Genomic DNA, 17,769 nt, shown 5'->3' with positions numbered 1-17,769 from the left:
GGCATCGCGGCCCTGGCTGACGCGGGAAGTCCCACAGGGCCACCCTGTTGCAGTACCATGTGCGCCATGCCCCGCATGTCTCGGGGGCGTGATTGAGGGAGAGACGCGTCGATGAGCAGATTTCGGGTGGAGCGCAAGACGCTGTCCGAGCAGGTGGCCGAACAACTTGAGGCCGAGATTCTGGAAGGCAGGTTGGGGGAGAATGATCAGCTGCCCTCAGAGCGTGAGTTGATGGAGCAGTTCGGTGTTGGCCGCCCTGCGGTGAGGGAGGCCTTGTTCTACCTGCAGCAGCTTGGGCTGATCGCCATTAATAGTGGCACCCGCGCCAGGGTGATTCGACCTACCGCCGAGGCGGTGATGGCGCGCCTGTCGGGGGTCACTCGACAGCTGTTGGCCAAGCCCGAGGGGCAGCAGTACTTCCAGGAGGCGCGGGCCTTGTTCGAAGTGGCGCTGGCTCGCCAGGCGGCTCAGCATGCCACCGATGAAGAGGTTCAGGCCCTGAGGGATGCGCTGGAGACGCAGCGCTCCGTCATCGGTGACGAGGCCGCGGTCAAACGCGCCGACAACGACTTTCATGGGGTGCTGGCGCGGATCGGTCACAACCCCATCTACGATGCCATCCATCAGGCCCTGTCTGAATGGCTGGACGATCGTCGGGCCCAGGCGCTGCAACAACCCGGAGAGGATCTGGCGGCACTGGAGGCGCATACCGAGATTGTGGAGGCGATTGCTGCCCGTGACCCCGAAGCTGCCGAGTCAGCGATGCGACGTCATCTGGACCGCCATTACGGAACCTACATGCAGATGAAGCAACGGCTGGGGTCTCGACAGGACGCAGACTGACTCGCATTGGTGGTCGGTATGGTGAGCGCTGGTCGCCAAACGTGCAGGCCCAGGGGCATAAGCCTCTGGGCCTGCGTCGTATCTGCTGTCAGCCTATTGCGCTGATGGCGGGGTCGCTCTCGTGTCTCTCTTGTGTGGCGCAAGGGCTGCAGCGAGGCGAGGCAGCGCTCTGCCTTGGCGTCTTGCCATGGCAAGCACAGGCGCCAGTCTACGCTCCAGCTTCTGTTCATGATTCTGGGCAATATTGACCAGCTGGTGGTCCAGCCAGGGGTTGCAGAAGCGCTCGATGATGCTGTCGACGTACTCGTCGAGCGCCATCCCCGGGTACTCATGATCGAGCACCGGCACGACTTCCTCTCTCAGCAGCGCAATGAGTTCACCGCCGAGTCGCGGATCCTCCATGGCCTGGCGCACCAGCGGCAGCTGCTCCATCACACCCAGCTGCCGCGCTCGCGCCACCAGCCAGGTGTGGGCCAGGTTCAGCAGATGAAGCTTGCGACGTTCATAGGGGCCCAGGTCCTCCACCAGCAGCACATCGTCATGCCGAAAGGGAAGTGTCAGCCCGTCCACCTGCTGAATCGCCCACAGGCCATAGGGCTCAGCCACGGCGCCCACCGGCTCAAGCTCGGCGGACACGATACGATCCACCAAGGTAGGCACCCAGACGCACTCAGCGGTGAGCCATTGCTCGAAGGCTGCATCCTGATAGCTGTCCCGGGCCAGGCCCAGCACCACGTCTCTGAGCACGCCGGCATTGTCGGTCAGCAGTTCACAGGGGAGCAGCGTGACCCCGTGGCGATCAGCGTCGAAGCGTGCCTTTAGCAACTGGGTCAGCTTGGCAGGAAAGCTGACCGGGCATGGCGCCAGCGGGCTGTCTCCGGTGGCGACGAGATAACCCGATTCGCTGGTGTTGGACACCACATGGGTGACGTCGTTGCAGAAGGACCGGTGTACTTCCGCCCAGTCCTCCGCGGCCACCAGCGAGCGGGTGATGCTGTCGACAGCGAGCCGTGTGTCGATCAGCTCGCCGTGGCGTCGTCCGCGCAGCTGAACCGGATAGCTTGCTGCCTGGGCGAGGGCGCGGGCCTTGCCGCGACCGGTAGGGCGATCTGAGGTCTGTACGGCGATGATCTCGACGTCACCGCCGGCTGAGCGGGCCTGACTGGCGAACAGATCGACATGGGCGAGCAGGAAACGTCCCACGCCGAACTGCATCAGCGTCGCCGGAGGCAATGCCGCAGATGTCTCTGTCGGCACTAGCGTCACAGTGAGACACCCCGCTTCCAGGGGATGAAGTCATGTTGGGCGAGGCCTACCGCACGGGTGGTGTAGCGCCCGGAGGCGGTCTCGATGCACAGCGCCAGCAGCGCATCGGCCAGCTCGTCGATGGACGCCTCCCCGCGGATGACAGCGCCAGTGTCGAAATCGATGATATCGGACATGCGCTGTGCCAGCTCCGAGTTGCTGGCGACCTTCAAGGTAGGGGCGACCGGGTTGCCGGTCGGCGTGCCCAGTCCGGTGGTAAAGATGATCAGGTTGGCGTGGGAGCCCGCCAGGGCGGTGGTGGACTCGACATCATTGCCAGGGGAGCAGAGCAGGGCAAGCCCCGTCCGAGTGGCCGTCTCGGTGTAGTCGAGCACTTCCACCACCGGGCTGTCCCCGCCCTTCTTGGCGGCCCCTGCAGACTTCATCGCATCAGTGATCAAGCCATCGCGGATATTGCCCGGTGAGGGGTTCATGGAAAAGCTCGCGCCGACGGCTTCGGCGTGTCGCTGATAGGCCTGCATCAGGCTAGAGAAGCGTTCGGCGGTGGCATCATCGACACAGCGGGCCAGCAGCTCATGCTCCACGCCACACAGTTCGGGAAATTCGCTGAGAATCCCGCTACCCCCGAGGGTGACCAGGCGATCGATGGTGCCCCCGACCACCGGGTTGGCAGACAGGCCGGAGAATCCATCGGATCCGCCACATTCGACGCCAATGCGCAGCTTGGAAAGGGGAGCCGGCTGACGGGTCACCTGGTTGGCCTCTTTGAGGCCGTCGAAGATAGTGCCCAGCGCGCGCTCGATCAGCGCATCTTCGCTGTCACTGGCCTGCTGCTCAAGATAGTGTACCGGCCGCAGGCCGTCGGGATCCTTGGTGGCGACCGCCTGCCTGAGCATGGCGATCTGAGCCTTCTGGCAGCCCAGGCTCAACACGGTAGCGCCTGCCACATTGGGATGGGTAATGTACCCGGCGAGCAGATTGCACAATGCCTGGGCGTCGTCGTCAGTGCCGCCACAGCCCAGGGTATGGGTGAGGAAGCGCACCCCGTCGACGTTGGGGAAGGGAGACGTCAGCGGAGCCGAGAGACTGGCGGACGTGTCGCCGTGCAGCATGGTGCGCGCCAGCTGCTTGTAGTCGCGGAAAGGATCGTCACCAAGGGCGTCGGCAACGCATTGGCGCAGCACCTCGATGTTGCGGTTTTCGCAGAATACCAGGGGCACCACGAGCCACAGGTTGGCCGTGCCGACGCTGCCATCCGGGCGATGGTAGCCATCGAAGGTGGTGCCGTCGAAACGCGAGACATCCGGTCCCTGCCAGCTCTGACGACGGCTGACGGGCGTGTCCGAATGGGTAAAGTGTTCAAGGTTGTCGGTACGAATCGCACTACCCTTGGTGATGGCTCGGGTGGCTTTTCCCACGGTCACACCGTACATGGTGACGATGTCGCCCTCGGCGAGGTCCACCAGGGCAAACTTGTGCTTGCGGCGGATCGCCTCCACCAGGGTCAGCGAACCCGCTTCATCTTCGATTTGCTGCCCCACAGCAAGATCACGCAAGGCCACGCGGACGTTGTCGTCGGGGTGCACGCGCAGGCTTTCCTGCGGCAGGTCGGTGGCGATGGTCGCGGTCGAGGCGCGGTGGCTGGCTTGCGTGGTCATGATAGTGATGTCCTCATCGTCACGGTCAATACTGTCGCTATGTGTTGAGAAGCTGGGTATGGCCAGGCGCCAGAAAGAGGAGCGATAGCGCGTCTGCCTTTAGCTGGCTCATAGGTGTCCTGGCCTGTCGCGTTCTAGGACTGATCCGCTGTCCTGTCGGGCACGCTGATCATCGCCTTGATCACCCCGTTGCTGCTGTCGCACCACTGCGCCATGGTGTCCGGCAGCTCGCATAACTCGGCGCGGTGGGTAATCATCGGGGAGACCTTGAGCTGGCCAGTGGCCAGCAGGTCAATCACCTTGGCGAAGTCTTCACCGGTGGCATTGCGGCTGGCCAGCAGGGTGACTTCCTTGGCGTGGAAGTCGGGGTCATGAAAACGGATGTCGGCCTTGACCAGGCTGACCAGCACGTAGCGTCCACCGTGGCCCACCAGCTCGAACCCCGCCTCCATGGCAGCGGGATTGCCGGTGGCATCGAACACGACGTCGGCCAGGGCACCTTGGTTAAGCTGTACAAGCTGCTGCGCCGGGTCGTCCTGTCCCACCAGCAGGGTGTCATGGAAGCCAAGCGCCTCGCGGCAGAACGCCAGTCGCTCGGCATTGCTATCCAGTACCACCACCCGCGCGCCCTGGGCACGAGCGACCTGGGCCACGCCGATACCGATGGGACCGGTGCCGACAACGGCCACCAGGTCGCGCTCGGTGACGGCGGCGCGACGCACCGCGTGGGCGCCGATGGCCTGGCATTCCACCAGCGCCAGCTCATCCAGCGTCAGCGTCTGGCAAGCAACAAGATGGCCGACGGGGACCGTGAGCCACTCGGCCATACCACCGTCCTGATGGACCCCGACGACCTGCATCTGCTGGCAGCAGTTGGTGGTGCCGCGCTGGCATGCGCGGCACTGGCCACAGTGAAGGTAGGGAATCACGTAGACCTGCTGCCCCAGCAGCTGCGCCCGCAAGGCCCCCGGCACGTCATCGGCCAGGGCTTCAACGGTGCCGGCGAGCTCGTGTCCCAGAACCCTAGGGTAAGAGAAATAGGGCTGACGACCGGAGAAGGCATGGATATCGGTCCCGCAGACGCCGATACGCTGAATGCGCACCAGCGCTTCCCCGGCGTCCGGCCGGGGAAGGTGGCGCTGTTCCAGTCGCAGGTGACCGGGCTCGACGCAGACGGCGACATCCATCTGGGCAGCGGGGGTGGTCATGCCAGCGGATCCGCGATGACCTTCTGGGTCTGCTCGCCCAGCCCTTCGATACCCAGGCGCATGGTCTGGCCCGGGCGCAGGAAGACCGGTGGGTTCTGGCCAAGCCCAACGCCTGGGGGCGTGCCGGTGGAGATGACATCGCCCGGCTGCAGGCTCATGAAACGACTCAGATAGCTGACCAGGAAAGCGACCTGATACACCATGGTCTTGGTGCTGCCGTCCTGATAGCGCTTGCCGTCGACTTCAAGCCAGAGGTTGAGATCCTGGGGGTCAGCGACTTCATCCCTGGTGACCAGCCAGGGGCCCAGGGGGCCGAAGGTGTCGCAGCCCTTGCCCTTGTCCCAGGTGCCGCTGCGCTCGAGCTGAAACTCACGCTCCGACACGTCATTGACGACGCAGTAGCCGGCAACATGCTCGAGTGCCTCCGCTTCGTCGATATAGCGACCGGCCTTGCCGATGACGACACCGAGCTCCACTTCCCAGTCCGTCTTGCTGGAGTCGCGGGGAATCATGACATCGTCATCGGGGCCGCAAATAGCGCTGGTCCACTTGTTGAAGATGACCGGTTCCGGCGGGACCTCAGCTCCGCTCTCTGCGGCGTGATCGGCGTAATTCAGGCCGATACAGATAAACTTGCCGACGTTGCCGACGCAGGGGCCGATACGAGTATCGGCAGGCACCAGGGGAAGTTGCTCAAGATCCAGGCGGGCGATTTTCTCCAGGCTTTCACGACCCAGTGCTGCGCCGGAAAGATCGTCGAGGACGCCTGACAGATCGCGAATGCGGCCGGCTTGATCAAGGATGCCTGGCGCTTCTTGTCCTGGGTTGCCGAATCTCAATAGTTTCATGGGTGGTCCTTGTGCGTTGTGGTGTCAATGACAGGGCGTCGATATCAGGGCGGCGAAGTGAGGCGCCGAGACCTCACGGTCGACTGGCGTCAGGCTAGCCAGCCTCCGTCGATGATCTGACAGGTGCCGGTGGTATAGGCCGATTCGTCTGAGCCCAAGTAGACGGCCAGTGCCGCGATTTCGTCCGTCTTGCCCAGTCTGCCCATGGGCTGACGATCGAGAAAGGCTTGGCGTACCTGGGCTCCGTCCTGGCCCAGCGCGTCGGCTTGAGCGCGAATACGTTCGCTCAGGGAAGGTGATTCGACGGTCCCCGGGCAAATGGCGTTGCAGCGAATGCCATGGGTGACGTAGTCCGCCGCCACCGAGCGTGTCAGGCCGATCACGGCAGCCTTGCTGGTGCCATAGGCGAAGCGTCCCGGCACCCCCTTGAGGCTGCTGGCAACCGACGCCATGTTGATGATGCTGCCGCCGCCCGCATCCAGCATACCGGGAAGAAAGGCGCGAAGGGTGTGGTACATGGCGGTGACGTTGATCGCCATGGAGCGCTCGAAGGCGTCTTCCGAGCATTCGAGCAGACTACCGCTGTGCACGTAGCCCGCGCAGTTGAACAGAATATCCAGGCTTGGCAGTGAGTGCTTGAGGGCGTCAATGGCACTTGGCTGGGTCACGTCCAGGTGATGGCAGTGAAGACGGGGCGTGCCGGCGAGATCCTCCAGCTTGCTCACGTCGATATCGGTGGCGTGCACCTCGGCACCCTCGGCCAAGAAACGTTCGACGGTGGCGCGTCCAATACCCTGACCTGCGGCGGTGATTAAGGCGGTCTTTCCTGACAGGCGCATGGCAACTCCTGTAATCCGGGTCATCGTTGTTGTGAATCGTTGTGGACCTCGTTGCTCGGCGACAGCGACCTGCTTACCCAGCGTGTCGGCTGGCTTAGTCTGGTCGCCGGACCTGCTGATCTGCCGCAACCGCGGCGAGAGTTCAGAGGCAACCTCAGTCCTTTTCTTCACTTCTCCCGCCGGCCCGTGCCTGTGCTCTTCTGCTGTCTCGCAGCTCGGTCATTGCTCGGCCATTCCTCAGTCACGGCTCGGCCATTCCTCAGTCACGGCTCGGCTATGCCTCAGTTATGCCTCAGTTATGCCTCAGTTATGGCTCGGCGGTGTCGTCATGCAGCACCTAACAGGGCATCGCGACTTGCTTATGGTGGCCGTGACGCTGGGATTTGCCAGGGCGAGCCCTTTTGTTCGACGTTAGTCTTGGTGGTATGACAGGATGCTAGCATGATGGTAGGTGCAGTATGGCGCAGCTACGAGAGATTGCAATTGCCTGAACGGGTCGACTTTGGTCGAGCCTGATCATCGCGATACGGCGGCAACCACCCATGCGAGGCTTCACTTCAAGGGACTGGGGTGGACTGAGTCGAAGGTGAAAGGGCTGGGTTTGAAAGAGCTGAGCTTGAAAGTGCTGAGCTTGAAAGTGCTGGGCAAAGAACTGGGGTGAGAGGACGGGTGCATAAGTATCGCTCTGGCGCCGTGGCCATGGTCGCAGCAAAGCGCGGTGACCGGCGCCGTCAGAAACAAGCAGCAGGCCTCAGTAAAGAAGGGTCTTTGATGTAAAAAGAGGCGGCCGTAGGTGGCCGCCAGAAGGGCAGGGAACCGGTAAGCGTCAGGCGCTAAGGTGGAATTTGTCAGTCAGGCTATGGGGTGGTGCCCAGTTGGGACTGCGTGCCGCCGCCTGCGTCTACACCAGCACCCTTGCCCGCTGTCAGCACGGGGTAGTACTGGGTGAAGACGAAGTCGTCTGCCGCCGCTGCCGCATGGCAGGCGTTACAGGCGGCGGTGGGAAAGGGGGCCGCAGTCTCCTTGAGGCTTGAGTGATCCGGCGTCGAGAAACTGTAGTAGGCCCAGTTGCCTGGCTCGTCCGGGAAGTGCTCGCTGCTCTTGATGGTGGCCTCGAGACCGATGTACTCACCCATGAAGTAGCCGTTGCCACTGGCAGCCTGCTTGCTGCCGACGCTGATCAGCTCCTTGACCATGATCGCGCCATCGCGAAACTCGCCAGTCTCCTTCCAATGCTCCCAGCTTTCCGGGTCAAGGTAGACAGCATGGAATTCCGGGAAAGGGGCCTTGCCATTGTTCATGTCATTGGGGGTCAGCGGGGTCCCCACGAACACCCACTCGCGGAAGCCGGTAGGCCGGGTCAACTCCCCGTCCTTGATCTCGAAGTAGGTATCGGCCAGGGCGCTGGTAGCCATCAGGCCTGCAGCCATGGCGGCTGAGTAGCGCAGCAGGTTGAGCATGGTAGTTCCTCCTTGATCGCCCTTGCGCAGGGGACGGCCTTGTAGGGCTGATGTCGCCTCGCTTGTGGGCTGTGCACGGTAGTCGGTCGGTCATAAGGCTCTTGGCTGGCCTTTTGGATTCAGTCCGGTTCCTTTGTCAGTGATTGCCGGTCAGTAATTGCCGGTCATTAATTGCCGGCCAGTGATGGCCAGCCAGTGACTTTCGGTTAGGCGTTTCCGGTTAGTCGTTTCGGGACAGGCGTTTCTGATCAGACGTTTCCGGTCGCTCTTTTAGGAGCGCGGGCGTGGGCGGCTTGCGCTGCTTGGCTATGTCGCTCGGCTATGTTGTTTGGCTGTGTCGCTTGGCTGTGTCGCTTGGCTATGTCGCTCGGCTATGTTGTTTGGCTGTGTCGCCATGGGGTGCAGCGAGTGCGGCCGCGGGCGCCCGGTGTCGTGGAAGGTATACGTCAAGCTCGAAAAGGCAGCTACGGGTGGTGCTGGAACTCGCATACTGCATGCGAGATTTCTGTAGTATCCGCGCGGTTCAGCTCAGAGTTAGCGGCCGTTGGGGAGACGCGGTGTAGGCACCGCTATAACGAAAAAAGCCCCGTCGCGAGACGAGGCAAAAGGGAGTGGGAGGCGCTGTCTGTGGACCCGAAGAGCCAACCGAAGCGCCATATCAAGGGCTAGCCGCGGCTCTGATGCTTCAGCCAGGCACGGATGCCATAGGTCCAGGGGGGCAACTGATCGGAGCGCTGGACCTGGTTGGTGAGGGCGCCGAGGCGTGGCGTCGAGATGGTGACACGATCACCCAGATGATGGGTAAAGCCCTGGCCGGGACCATCGCGATCCTGGATGGGCGAGAACATGGTGCCAAGGAACAGCATGAAGCCATCCGGGTACTGGTGGTGGTCGCCAATGGTCTGACTTACCAGGTCCAGCGGATCGCGACTGATCTCACGCATGTCGCTGGCGTCTTCCAGCAGGAAATCATCGTCCCCCTCGATACGCAGACTGACCATCGCCGAGCGCACGTCATCCATGGAGAAGTGTTTGTCAAACAGGCGGATGAAGGGGCCGATTGCGCAAGACGCGTTGTTGTCCTTGGCCTTGCCCAGCAACAGCGCGCTGCGTCCCTCGATGTCGCGCAGATTGACGTCGTTGCCCAGCGTAGCGCCGCGGGCGTTGCCGCGGGCGTCGACTGCCAGCACGATTTCCGGCTCCGGGTTGTTCCAGTGTGACGACGGGTGCAGGCCGACGGCAGCACCGTGGCCAACGGCGGACAGCGGTTGAGCCTTGGTAAAGACCTCGGCATCGGGGCCGATGCCGACCTCCATATATTGCGACCAGGCGCCTCGGGACTGTAGCTCTGCCTTGAGCGCCATGGCCTCGTCCGAGCCAGGACGGATCTTTGACAGGTCGCCGCCGATGACGCGCTTGAGTTCTTCTCGAAGCTCACCGGCACGGGCGGCGTCGCCGCCGGCCTGTTCTTCGATCACTCGCTCAAGCAGGCTGACCGCGAAGGTCACGCCGCAGGCCTTGATGGCCTGGACGTCGCAGGGGGCGAGCAGGTAAGGAGCGCTGGAGGAGCCAGCGTTGTCGAGTAGGCGGTCCAGAGTCCCCAGGGACTCGCCCTCGGCGTTGGCTACGATATGTGCAGCGTCATCCCGCTCCAGCAGGTCAGCCATCACGTTGACAGTGGCGGACAGGTCGATCACCTCACCATTACGCACCGTCACGACGACAGGGCCGCGCTGATCATCAAGCCAGACTCGGCCGACCAGCAGGGCGCGCTCGGCGTCTTGCGGCAGCACGTCGTGGGCAGAAGGCAGGCTATTCATAGGGGCATCCTTTGGTTCGTTTGTCAGTTCGCGTTGCTATATGTCGCGTCAGCCGCTCGAGCGTCACATGGGGCAGGGCGTGTCTCGGCCCTGACCACTTTTGGCTTAACTAGCTCTTAACTAGCTCTTAACTATGTCTGAACTATTTCTCACCTATCGCTTACCTATCGCTTAGCCCTGGCTCAACCCTGGGTACGCGGCAGGATGCGTCCAGGGCACATCAGGCCACGTGGATCGAGAAGTCGCTTGAGGCCGCGCATGATGTCGTGTTCCGGGGCGGACAGGCTCTCGAGGAAGGGAGGCTGCTTGACGCGGCCGATCCCATGCTCGGCGCTGATGCTGCCGTTGTACTCGCCGACAATGGAGAAGATCTGTTCCTCCAGCTCGTGCAGCAGGCTGCGCTTGGCGTCATCGTCCAGGTGGCCGGGAGGCAGGATGTTGAAGTGCAGGTTGCCGTCGCCGACGTGGCCATAGGCAATGACCTGGGACTCCGGTGACGACTCGAGCACCGCTGCCTCCGCCTGAGCATGAAACGCTGGCAGCTGGGAAATGGGCAGGGAAACATCCGTGCGCAGGTGTTCACCACGGCGCTGCTGGCCCTCGAGCATGGCCTCGCGCAGCTGCCACAGCTGGGCGGCCTGGGTCTCGCTGGAGGCCAGCACGCCATCGTCGAGCAGGCCGTCTTCCATACCACGCTCGAACAGCGCTTCGATCATCGCATCCAGATCTGCTGGCCCACTGGCGGCCACCTCCATCAGCACATACACCGGATGGGCACCGTCCAACGGGTCGGGTAACGTTGCATCGGCTTCGAAGGCCAGCTCCAGGCAGGCGCGGGGAATCAGTTCGAACGCCGTCAACAGATCGCAGCAGTGGCGGCGTGCCTGGGCGTAGAGCCCGAGCACGGCCTCGACGCTGGGACAGCCGATCAGGGCCGTGCGGGTGACCTGGGGACGAGGGTAGAGCTTGAGCACCGCTCCGGTGACAATGCCAAGGGTCCCTTCGGCGCCGATGAACAGCTGCTTCAGATCGTAGCCTGTGTTGTTCTTGTGCAACGCCTTCATATCGGTGAGCAGGCGACCGTCGGGCAGTGCCACCTCGATGCCGAGCACCAGCTGGCGCATCATGCCATAGCGCAATACGTTGAGACCGCCGGCGTTGGTCGCGATATTGCCACCGATCTGGCAGCTGCCCTGGGCGCCCAGTGACAGCGGGAAGGTCAGATCCTGTACCTCAGCGGCTTCCTTTACGGTCTGCAGAATGCAGCCTGCATCGACGCTCATGCTGAAGTTGAGGGGGTCGATCGAGCGCACGCGATTGAGTCGCTCGAGGCTGATCACCAGCTCAGGCACATGGCTGTCCGGCAGCGCACCTTCCACCAGGCCGCTGCCACCGCCCTGAGGCACCACCGGAATATCGTGACGATGGCAGTAGCCAAGCACGTCCGCCACCTGCTGGGGTGTGTCGGGCCGGGCGACGGCCAATGGCAGGCCACCGCGTGCTCCGGCCCAGTCGACCAGGTAGCGCTCCATGTCGCTCGTCTCGGTCAGTACCCCCTTGTTGCCGAGGGTCTGTACGAGGAATTGCAAAAGAGGATCGTGGGGGCTCATATGGGCCAACTCCGCTTAGTGGGCGATGGAGCGTCGCCCTCCAGTGTCTTGACGAGACAGGCGCTCGGTCGCATCGCTAAAGGGGGCCAGGGCGCCGGTTTTCCGGGCGCCCTGGGTTGTTCACGCTGGCTCACTTGAACCACAGCACCAGTCCAGGGAAGAGCAGGAAGAGCACCAGCAGCGCCACCAGGGTGAAGTAGAAGGGCAGCAGGCTCTTGACCAGGCTTTCCATGCCCACCTTGCCAACGCCACAGCCGACGTAGAGCACGGTTCCCACCGGCGGCGTGATCAACCCGATGCCCAGGATGAAGGACATCAGCACGCCGAAGTACACCGGATCGATACCCAGCTTCACGACCACGGGGGTCATCAAGGGGGCCAGGATCACCATGGCGGGAGTCAGGTCCATGAAGAAGCCGACGATCAGCAGGAAACCGGACAGGATCAATAGCAGCAGCAGCTTGTTTTCGGTGATCGCGGACAGGCTGACCACCAGTTGCTGCGGGATCATATTGGCGGTCAGCAGCCACGCCAGCACGCTGGCAAAGGCCAGCAGCAGCATGACCACGCCGGTGAGGCGGCCGGTGGCAATGCACAGCTCGAAGAAGCGCTTGAGGGTCAGGCTGCGATAGACAAAGAACGACACCGCGAAGGCGTAGACCAGCGCAATAGCCGCGCTCTCGGTGGGGGTGAAGACGCCGGTCAGAATCCCGCCGACGATGATGACCGGCAGCAGCAGTGCCAACATCGCGTCCTTGAGCGCGCTGGCAAGCTCCGGAAAGGAAAACGCCTGTCCTTTGCCGTTCTTGCGCGACTGCACGTAGGTGGTTCCTGCCAGTGCCAGGGTGATCAAGATGCCTGGCACGATACCTGCCAGGAACAGCTGCGAGATCGAGGTATTGGTCACGACCCCGAACAGGATCATCGGAATCGACGGAGGAATGATGATACCGACCACCGACGCCGCCACCACGATGGCGGTCGCCATGGAAGCGGTGTAGCGGTGTTGCTTCATCGGCTCGATCATCATGCTGCCTACGGCCGAGGCATCCGCCACGGCAGAACCACTGATGCCGCCGAAGAACATCGAGGTCATGACCGCGACCTGTCCAAGCCCGCCTGCCACGAAGCCCACCAGGGCGCTGGCCAGACGTACCAGGCGCGTAGCAATGCCGCCTTCACTCATGACTTCGCCCACCAGGATGAACAGCGGAATGGCGAGTAGCGGGAACGAGTCGAGACCATTGACCGCCTGGTCGACGATGGGGGACAGCGAGTAGTCCGAATAGAAGAAGATAAACAGGCTGATGGCCCCAAGACCAAACGAAATCGGCATGCCGATGACGATGCAGATCGCGAGACCGATCAGAATGCTCCAGAGGATCATGGTTCAGATCTCCTGCACAGGGCCACCAGGGCGAGGGTATTGGCGATCAGGGTCAGGCCAGCCATGACCGGCATGGCGCTGTACAGCCAGGTCTTGGGAATGCCGAGCATCGGGGTCGAACTGGTGTAGCCCGAAATCAGCTCCTTGAAGCCAATCAGGATGCAGGCACAGACCAGGTAGATCACCGCGACTGCGGCAAATCCGAGCAGGCGACGCAGTCCCGCCGGGGCGAGGTCCTTGAAGTAGGTGACGGCCACGTGCTCTTTCTCGAGGCTGCCGAGACCGGCACCGAGCAGCACCAGCCAGATGAACATGACGCGCGACATCTCCTCCGCCCAGGCGTAGGAGGTGTTGAGCACGAAGCGACCGAACACGTTGGCGGTCACACAGAACACGACGCCGAGGACCAGCAGGCCAACGGCCACACGCAGCGTCGTGATGAGCCATCCCAGAATGCCCGGGGTGGTCGTGGAAGATAGGGTGGTCATGGGTCACCTCCGTGGTGACAACAGCACCGCCGCCGCGGGCGGCGGCAGGGCTTGGCGCCACAGCACGCTGCTGTGGCGCCAAGCCCTGTCATGGACGTTCGTGGGTCCGCATCCAGTGTCGTGCCGACTTACTGGGACACGGCGCGGATATCGTCGATCAGCTCGCCGCCAATCTTGTCGCGCCAGTCGTCATAGACCGGGGCCAGGGTGTCCTGGAAGGTGGCCACCTGTTCCGGCGTCAACTCGGTGATGGTCATGCCCTCATCGATCAATTCCTGCTTGATCTGCCCGTTCAGGGTGCGGCTGACATGGCGCTGGTAGTCACCCATCTCGCCAGCGGCTTCGACCAGCAGCTGCTGGTAGCTCTCTGGAAGCTTGTTCCAGAAGCGCTCCGACACCAGCGTGATGAACGGCGTATAGACGTGGTTGGACTCGGTCGCGTAGCCCTGCACTTCGTTGAACTTGGACGACTGGATCGTGATCCAGGGGTTCTCCTGGCCGTCGACCACGCCCTGCTCCAGTGCAGTAAACAGCTCGGCGAAGGACATCGGTGTGGGGTTCGCGCCCAGAGTCTTCCAGATATCCAGGTGGATCGGATTCTGCATGGTGCGGACCTTGAGGCCATCCAGATCGTCAGGCGAGTCTACCGCCGTCTGGCTGTTGGTCAGCTGGCGATAGCCGTTCTCGGCCCAGCCGATGGCCTTCAGGCCGTTGGTGCTGGCCACCTCGAGCATGCTGTCGCCGATCTCGCCGTCTAGCACCTCATCCGCCACTTCAGGGGTCGGGAACAGGAACGGCAGGTCGAACACCGCGAACTGCGGGAACATGTTGACCAGGGGAGAGGTCGACGGGGCGGTCATTTCCAGCGTGCCTGACTGCAGGGCGCTGACAGCCTGCAGGTCGTCACCCAGCTGGGCGCTGTGGAACAGCTCGACCTGGATGTGGCCGTCACTGCGGGCCTCGACGATGTCTTCGAAGTACTCGAGTCCGCGATACTGTGCACCGGACTGGGTGGTGCCGATGCTGAACTTGAGGGTGTAGTCGTCGCCGTCGCCCTCGACAGTGCTGCCGGAGACCTCGGGAATCGGCGGCATTTCCGTCGCCGCCTGGCTGGTGGCGGCGAAGCCCGCGGCCAGCGACGCGACGGTCAGGGTTGAGATCGCCAGCTTGAGTCGGCTAAGAGCGAAGGGGCCTTGGGGCATTGTGGTTGTTGTCATGGTGCTCTCCTTTCAGAGGCTGTGGTGAGTGGCATGCTGGCCCATCCGACAGGGTCGGATGGGCCGGGGTGGGCGCGATTCAGGCGTCTTGCCAGGCCGCGCCTTCGGGGAATTGGTGGGCGTCGAGAGATTCCGCCTTCATGGTGATGCTGTAGCCGGGCGCCTCGGGTACCAGGTAGCGGCCGTGGCGAATGCGCACCGGATCGATGAAGTGTTCGTGCAGGTGGTCGACGTATTCGAGCAGGCGACCTTCGAGGGAGCCAGAGACCGCAATGTAGTCGAACAGCGAAATATGCTGGGTGTATTCGCACAGGCCGACACCGCCGCCGTGGGGGCAGATCGGCACGCCGTACTTGGCCGCCAGCAGCACCACGATGATCACTTCGTTGAGCCCGCCCAGACGTGCGGCGTCCAGCTGGCAGTAATCGATGGCACCTGCCTGGAGCAGCTGCTTGAACATCACCCGGTTGTGGCAGTGTTCGCCGGTGGCCACGCCAATGGCGCCCGGCTGCTTGCCCTGGGAGGGACCGAACACGCCCCCACCGAGACGTCGACGGATCTCGGCGTGGCCGAGGATATCGTCTGGACTGGTCGGCTCTTCGATCCAGTGCGGATTGAATTCGGCCAGACGGCGCATGTTGACGATGGTTTCGTCCACATCCCACATCTGATTGGCGTCCATCATCAGCGTGCGCTCTTCGCCAATCTCTTCGCGCAGAATGGCGGCCCGGCGACGATCCTCCTCGATGTCCCCGCCGACCTTCTGCTTGAAGTGCTCCCAGCCCTCGGCCAGGGCCTCGCGGCAGAGCCTGCGCATCTTTTCTTCTGAGTAGCCCAGCCAGCCAGCGGATGTGGTGTAGCCGGGATAACCGTCGGCGCGCATCTCGGCTTCGCGATCCGCCTTGGTGGCGGCATTGCGGCGGAGCAGGGCAATCGCTTCTTCCGGGGTGATGGCATCCGTGACAAAGCGGAAGTCGAGGCAGCGCACCAGCTCTTCCGGCTGCATGTCGACCAGCAGCTTCCAGATCGGCTTGCCTTCGTGCTTGGCCCACAGGTCCCACAGTGCATTGACCAGGGCAGCGCTGGCCAGGTGCATCACCCCCTTTTCCGGACCCAGCCAGCGCAGCTGGCTATCGCCGCTGGTCAGTTCTCGCCAGAAGGTGCCCATGTTCGCGGTGATGTCTTCCAGCCGACGCCCGACCAGGGTCGGCGCCAGTGCCTTTACCGCAGCGACACAGAGGTCGTTACCGCGGCCGATGGTAAAGCTCAGGCCATGGCCTTCGGTCTCCTGATCGGTGTGCAGGATGACATAGGTGGCGGAGTAGTCCGGGGCCTCGTTCATGGCATCGGAGCCATCGAGCTGGCGGGATGTGGGGAAGCGAATGTCGCGGGCGTCCACGCGGGTGATGGTGGTCATGCTGGCGGCCTTGTCATTGATGTTGTTGAAAGGCAGGGCTCGATATCGCATCCATTAAGCGCTGTGAAAACGATGAAGAGAGAGACCTGTCAGAAAAATCTGTCGTGATATGTAGTGGCGTAGGGAGAGTCTAATCAGACAGAAAAAAGACCGGCCAATGGAAGTTTTTGTCGTGCCGATAACCACAGGTTATCATGCGTGAATACCGATCCCATCGGAGGCACGCAATGGCCCATGATAGCGGCGTTCACGTCAAGACGTGGCTGCGGGTAAAACATATGATGTTGCTGGTTGCTTTGGACGAAAGTCGTAACATGCATGCCGCTGCCAGACAGCTAAATATCAGTCAGCCGGCCGCCAGCAAGATGCTCAAGGACATCGAGGGCTTTCTCGGTCTGCCGCTGTTCGAGCGTGAACCAGGGCGGATGGAGCCGACTGCCGCCGGTGAGACAGTGCTGCGCTATGCCAGAAGGCTATTGAACGATACCGATCGGCTGGTAGAAGAGCTGTCTTCCTTGCGCGAGGGCGGGCATGGCCGGTTGGCGCTGGGCTCAGTACCCGGTGCAGCACCGGTGATGCTGCCCCACGCCATGGCCGCCTTGAAACGCCAGCGACCGCGTCTGGCGATCTCGTTGATGGAAAACTCAAGCGACAGGCTGTTGGTGGACCTGGAGTACAAGTTGCTGGATGCGGTCATTGGCCGATATACCGACCCCTCCCAGCGCCACCTGTTCGATTTTCTGCCGCTGAAGGAAGAACCGGTATCGGTGGTGGCGCGTCCGGAGCATCCGCTGTGCCAAGGGGTGCCAGAGCTTGCCGAGGTGGTGCGTTGGCCCTGGGTATTGCATCCCATGGCCAGTCCCATGCGCGGCCTGTTTGAAGCGGCACTGGCCGAGGCGGGTGTCGCGTCACCGCGCAACGTCATCGAAACCACCTCAACCCAGGCGTCGCTGCAGCTGGTGGCGTCATCGGACACCCTGTCGGTGTTGCCGAGTTCGGTGGTCAAGACCGCCTTTTCTCAGGGTCGCTTTGCGGTACTGCCGCTGACCATCGGCGAGCCGCTTGGCTACTACGGCATCCTCACGCGCAAGAATGAGCCTTGGCCACAAGCGTTGAAGGAGCTGGTGCAAGAGCTGACCGGATAGACCGGACGCAATACAGCCGTCCGCTTGTTCAAGGCTTGGGAGCCGGGGCATCGGACGATGTCAGTGCGCAATTTCAGCACAATAGGCAAAGAGACACCAAGGCTGACAGGATGACCTGAGCGCATCATTCCAACGTCAATACTTTGCGGAAATTCGGTGTAAAGGGCAGGAAAAGGCACCGCTGACATGGCGGATGTAAGGGGGATGCTTCAGCTTGATCGATAGCGGATGTCACCGCCTGATGTTCGTCATTCAGACGATAGCGTTCACGAAAAGGGACCGGTGAGCCTGCCAAAGGGAAAGCACAACCTGGGATAAGGGAGAAACAAGGACCAGCATGATATGCCGGTCCTTGCAGTACGACGTATTGCCGAATCATCTACCTTGCTGCTGAATGACTGGCGGCAAGTCTCACGCCTCGCGCTGGCCATCCACCAGACGACTGAGCTTGAGCGGATTGCCGTCTTTCAGCGCGTCAGGCAGCAGGCTGTCGGGCAGGTTCTGGTAGCACACCGGACGCAGGAAGCGGTGAATGGCAGCGCTGCCCACGGAGGTGGTACGCG

Annotated in this window: 14 protein-coding genes; 2 read left to right on the top strand and 12 right to left on the bottom strand. The window is 62.5% G+C overall.

Features of this window, described 5'->3' with window-relative positions; translation table 11 throughout:
- Window positions 1–111 precede the first annotated feature (111 nt).
- Window positions 112–843 carry a transcriptional regulator NanR gene (gene nanR / locus JF545_RS18580; RefSeq protein ID WP_206944544.1) on the top strand — a complete coding sequence of 244 codons (732 nt, stop codon included), beginning with the start codon at window positions 112–114 and terminating at the stop codon, window positions 841–843.
- A gap of 93 nt (window positions 844–936) precedes the next feature.
- Here the strand turns inward: nanR and JF545_RS18575 are convergent, their stop codons facing one another.
- From JF545_RS18575 to JF545_RS18520, 12 genes are all read right to left on the bottom strand, one after another.
- Window positions 937–2,109: a mannitol dehydrogenase gene (locus JF545_RS18575; protein WP_315900661.1), complete on the bottom strand. Its 1,173-nt coding sequence runs from the start codon at window positions 2,107–2,109 to the stop codon at window positions 937–939.
- A complete protein-coding gene (locus JF545_RS18570) occupies window positions 2,106–3,767 on the bottom strand; it encodes a UxaA family hydrolase (RefSeq protein ID WP_206944541.1) in 1,662 nt (553 codons plus the stop codon). Before JF545_RS18570 ends, JF545_RS18575 begins: the two co-directional genes overlap by 4 nt.
- Window positions 3,768–3,901: 134 nt before the next feature.
- Window positions 3,902–4,975 carry a zinc-binding alcohol dehydrogenase family protein gene (locus JF545_RS18565; RefSeq protein ID WP_242520964.1) on the bottom strand — a complete coding sequence of 358 codons (1,074 nt, stop codon included), beginning with the start codon at window positions 4,973–4,975 and terminating at the stop codon, window positions 3,902–3,904.
- Window positions 4,972–5,823: a fumarylacetoacetate hydrolase family protein gene (locus JF545_RS18560; RefSeq protein ID WP_206944539.1), complete on the bottom strand. Its 852-nt coding sequence runs from the start codon at window positions 5,821–5,823 to the stop codon at window positions 4,972–4,974. The genes JF545_RS18565 and JF545_RS18560 overlap by 4 nt, the downstream gene beginning before the upstream one ends.
- An 89-nt stretch (window positions 5,824–5,912) precedes the next feature.
- Entirely contained in the window at window positions 5,913–6,662 is a 750-nt protein-coding gene (locus JF545_RS18555; protein WP_206944538.1) for an SDR family oxidoreductase, read from the bottom strand.
- 857 nt (window positions 6,663–7,519) lie between these two features.
- Complete coding sequence (locus JF545_RS18550; protein WP_206944536.1) at window positions 7,520–8,122, bottom strand: cytochrome P460 family protein; 603 nt, start codon at window positions 8,120–8,122, stop codon at window positions 7,520–7,522.
- Between the two features lie 665 nt (window positions 8,123–8,787).
- A complete protein-coding gene (locus tag JF545_RS18545) occupies window positions 8,788–9,942 on the bottom strand; it encodes a fumarylacetoacetate hydrolase family protein (RefSeq protein WP_206944533.1) in 1,155 nt (384 codons plus the stop codon).
- A gap of 182 nt (window positions 9,943–10,124) precedes the next feature.
- A complete protein-coding gene (locus tag JF545_RS18540) occupies window positions 10,125–11,552 on the bottom strand; it encodes an FAD-binding oxidoreductase (RefSeq protein WP_206944531.1) in 1,428 nt (475 codons plus the stop codon).
- A 130-nt stretch (window positions 11,553–11,682) separates the two neighbouring features.
- Window positions 11,683–12,939, bottom strand: a complete 1,257-nt coding sequence (locus JF545_RS18535) for a TRAP transporter large permease (RefSeq protein ID WP_206944529.1) — start codon at window positions 12,937–12,939, stop codon at window positions 11,683–11,685.
- Window positions 12,936–13,427 (bottom strand): TRAP transporter small permease, encoded by a 492-nt coding sequence (locus tag JF545_RS18530; protein WP_206944527.1) that lies wholly within the window; start codon window positions 13,425–13,427, stop codon window positions 12,936–12,938. Before JF545_RS18530 ends, JF545_RS18535 begins: the two co-directional genes overlap by 4 nt.
- Window positions 13,428–13,555: 128 nt before the next feature.
- Window positions 13,556–14,644 carry a TRAP transporter substrate-binding protein gene (locus JF545_RS18525; RefSeq protein ID WP_224907602.1) on the bottom strand — a complete coding sequence of 363 codons (1,089 nt, stop codon included), beginning with the start codon at window positions 14,642–14,644 and terminating at the stop codon, window positions 13,556–13,558.
- Between the two features lie 79 nt (window positions 14,645–14,723).
- Window positions 14,724–16,061, bottom strand: coding sequence for an L-fuconate dehydratase (locus JF545_RS18520; protein ID WP_206944526.1), 1,338 nt, complete (start codon window positions 16,059–16,061; stop codon window positions 14,724–14,726).
- A gap of 227 nt (window positions 16,062–16,288) precedes the next feature.
- Here JF545_RS18520 and JF545_RS18515 point away from each other — a divergent pair, with 227 nt between their 5' ends.
- Complete coding sequence (locus tag JF545_RS18515) at window positions 16,289–17,206, top strand: LysR family transcriptional regulator (protein ID WP_206944524.1); 918 nt, start codon at window positions 16,289–16,291, stop codon at window positions 17,204–17,206.
- The last annotated feature ends 563 nt before the right edge of the window (window positions 17,207–17,769 follow it).

Source organism: Halomonas litopenaei, from assembly GCF_017303055.1.
GTDB classification, from domain to species: Bacteria; Pseudomonadota; Gammaproteobacteria; order Pseudomonadales; family Halomonadaceae; genus Halomonas; species Halomonas litopenaei_A.
The sequence above is the reverse complement of the archived record's forward strand: the minus strand, read 5'-3'. Positions and strand labels throughout refer to the sequence as shown.

Bases quoted from the DNA above. Each gene is read 5' to 3' on its own strand.
- JF545_RS18555 (WP_206944538.1), bottom strand. From the start codon at position 6,662: ATGCGCCTGTCAGGAAAGACCGCCTTAATCACCGCCGCAGGTCAGGGT.
- JF545_RS18545 (WP_206944533.1), bottom strand. From the start codon at position 9,942: ATGAATAGCCTGCCTTCTGCCCACGACGTGCTGCCGCAAGACGCCGAG.
- JF545_RS18550 (WP_206944536.1), bottom strand. From the start codon at position 8,122: ATGCTCAACCTGCTGCGCTACTCAGCCGCCATGGCTGCAGGCCTGATG.
- JF545_RS18540 (WP_206944531.1), bottom strand. From the start codon at position 11,552: ATGAGCCCCCACGATCCTCTTTTGCAATTCCTCGTACAGACCCTCGGC.
- JF545_RS18520 (WP_206944526.1), bottom strand. From the start codon at position 16,061: ATGACCACCATCACCCGCGTGGACGCCCGCGACATTCGCTTCCCCACA.
- JF545_RS18535 (WP_206944529.1), bottom strand. From the start codon at position 12,939: ATGATCCTCTGGAGCATTCTGATCGGTCTCGCGATCTGCATCGTCATC.
- JF545_RS18515 (WP_206944524.1), top strand. From the start codon at position 16,289: ATGGCCCATGATAGCGGCGTTCACGTCAAGACGTGGCTGCGGGTAAAA.
- nanR (WP_206944544.1), top strand. From the start codon at position 112: ATGAGCAGATTTCGGGTGGAGCGCAAGACGCTGTCCGAGCAGGTGGCC.
- JF545_RS18525 (WP_224907602.1), bottom strand. From the start codon at position 14,644: ATGACAACAACCACAATGCCCCAAGGCCCCTTCGCTCTTAGCCGACTC.
- JF545_RS18565 (WP_242520964.1), bottom strand. From the start codon at position 4,975: ATGACCACCCCCGCTGCCCAGATGGATGTCGCCGTCTGCGTCGAGCCC.
- JF545_RS18530 (WP_206944527.1), bottom strand. From the start codon at position 13,427: ATGACCACCCTATCTTCCACGACCACCCCGGGCATTCTGGGATGGCTC.
- JF545_RS18560 (WP_206944539.1), bottom strand. From the start codon at position 5,823: ATGAAACTATTGAGATTCGGCAACCCAGGACAAGAAGCGCCAGGCATC.
- JF545_RS18570 (WP_206944541.1), bottom strand. From the start codon at position 3,767: ATGACCACGCAAGCCAGCCACCGCGCCTCGACCGCGACCATCGCCACC.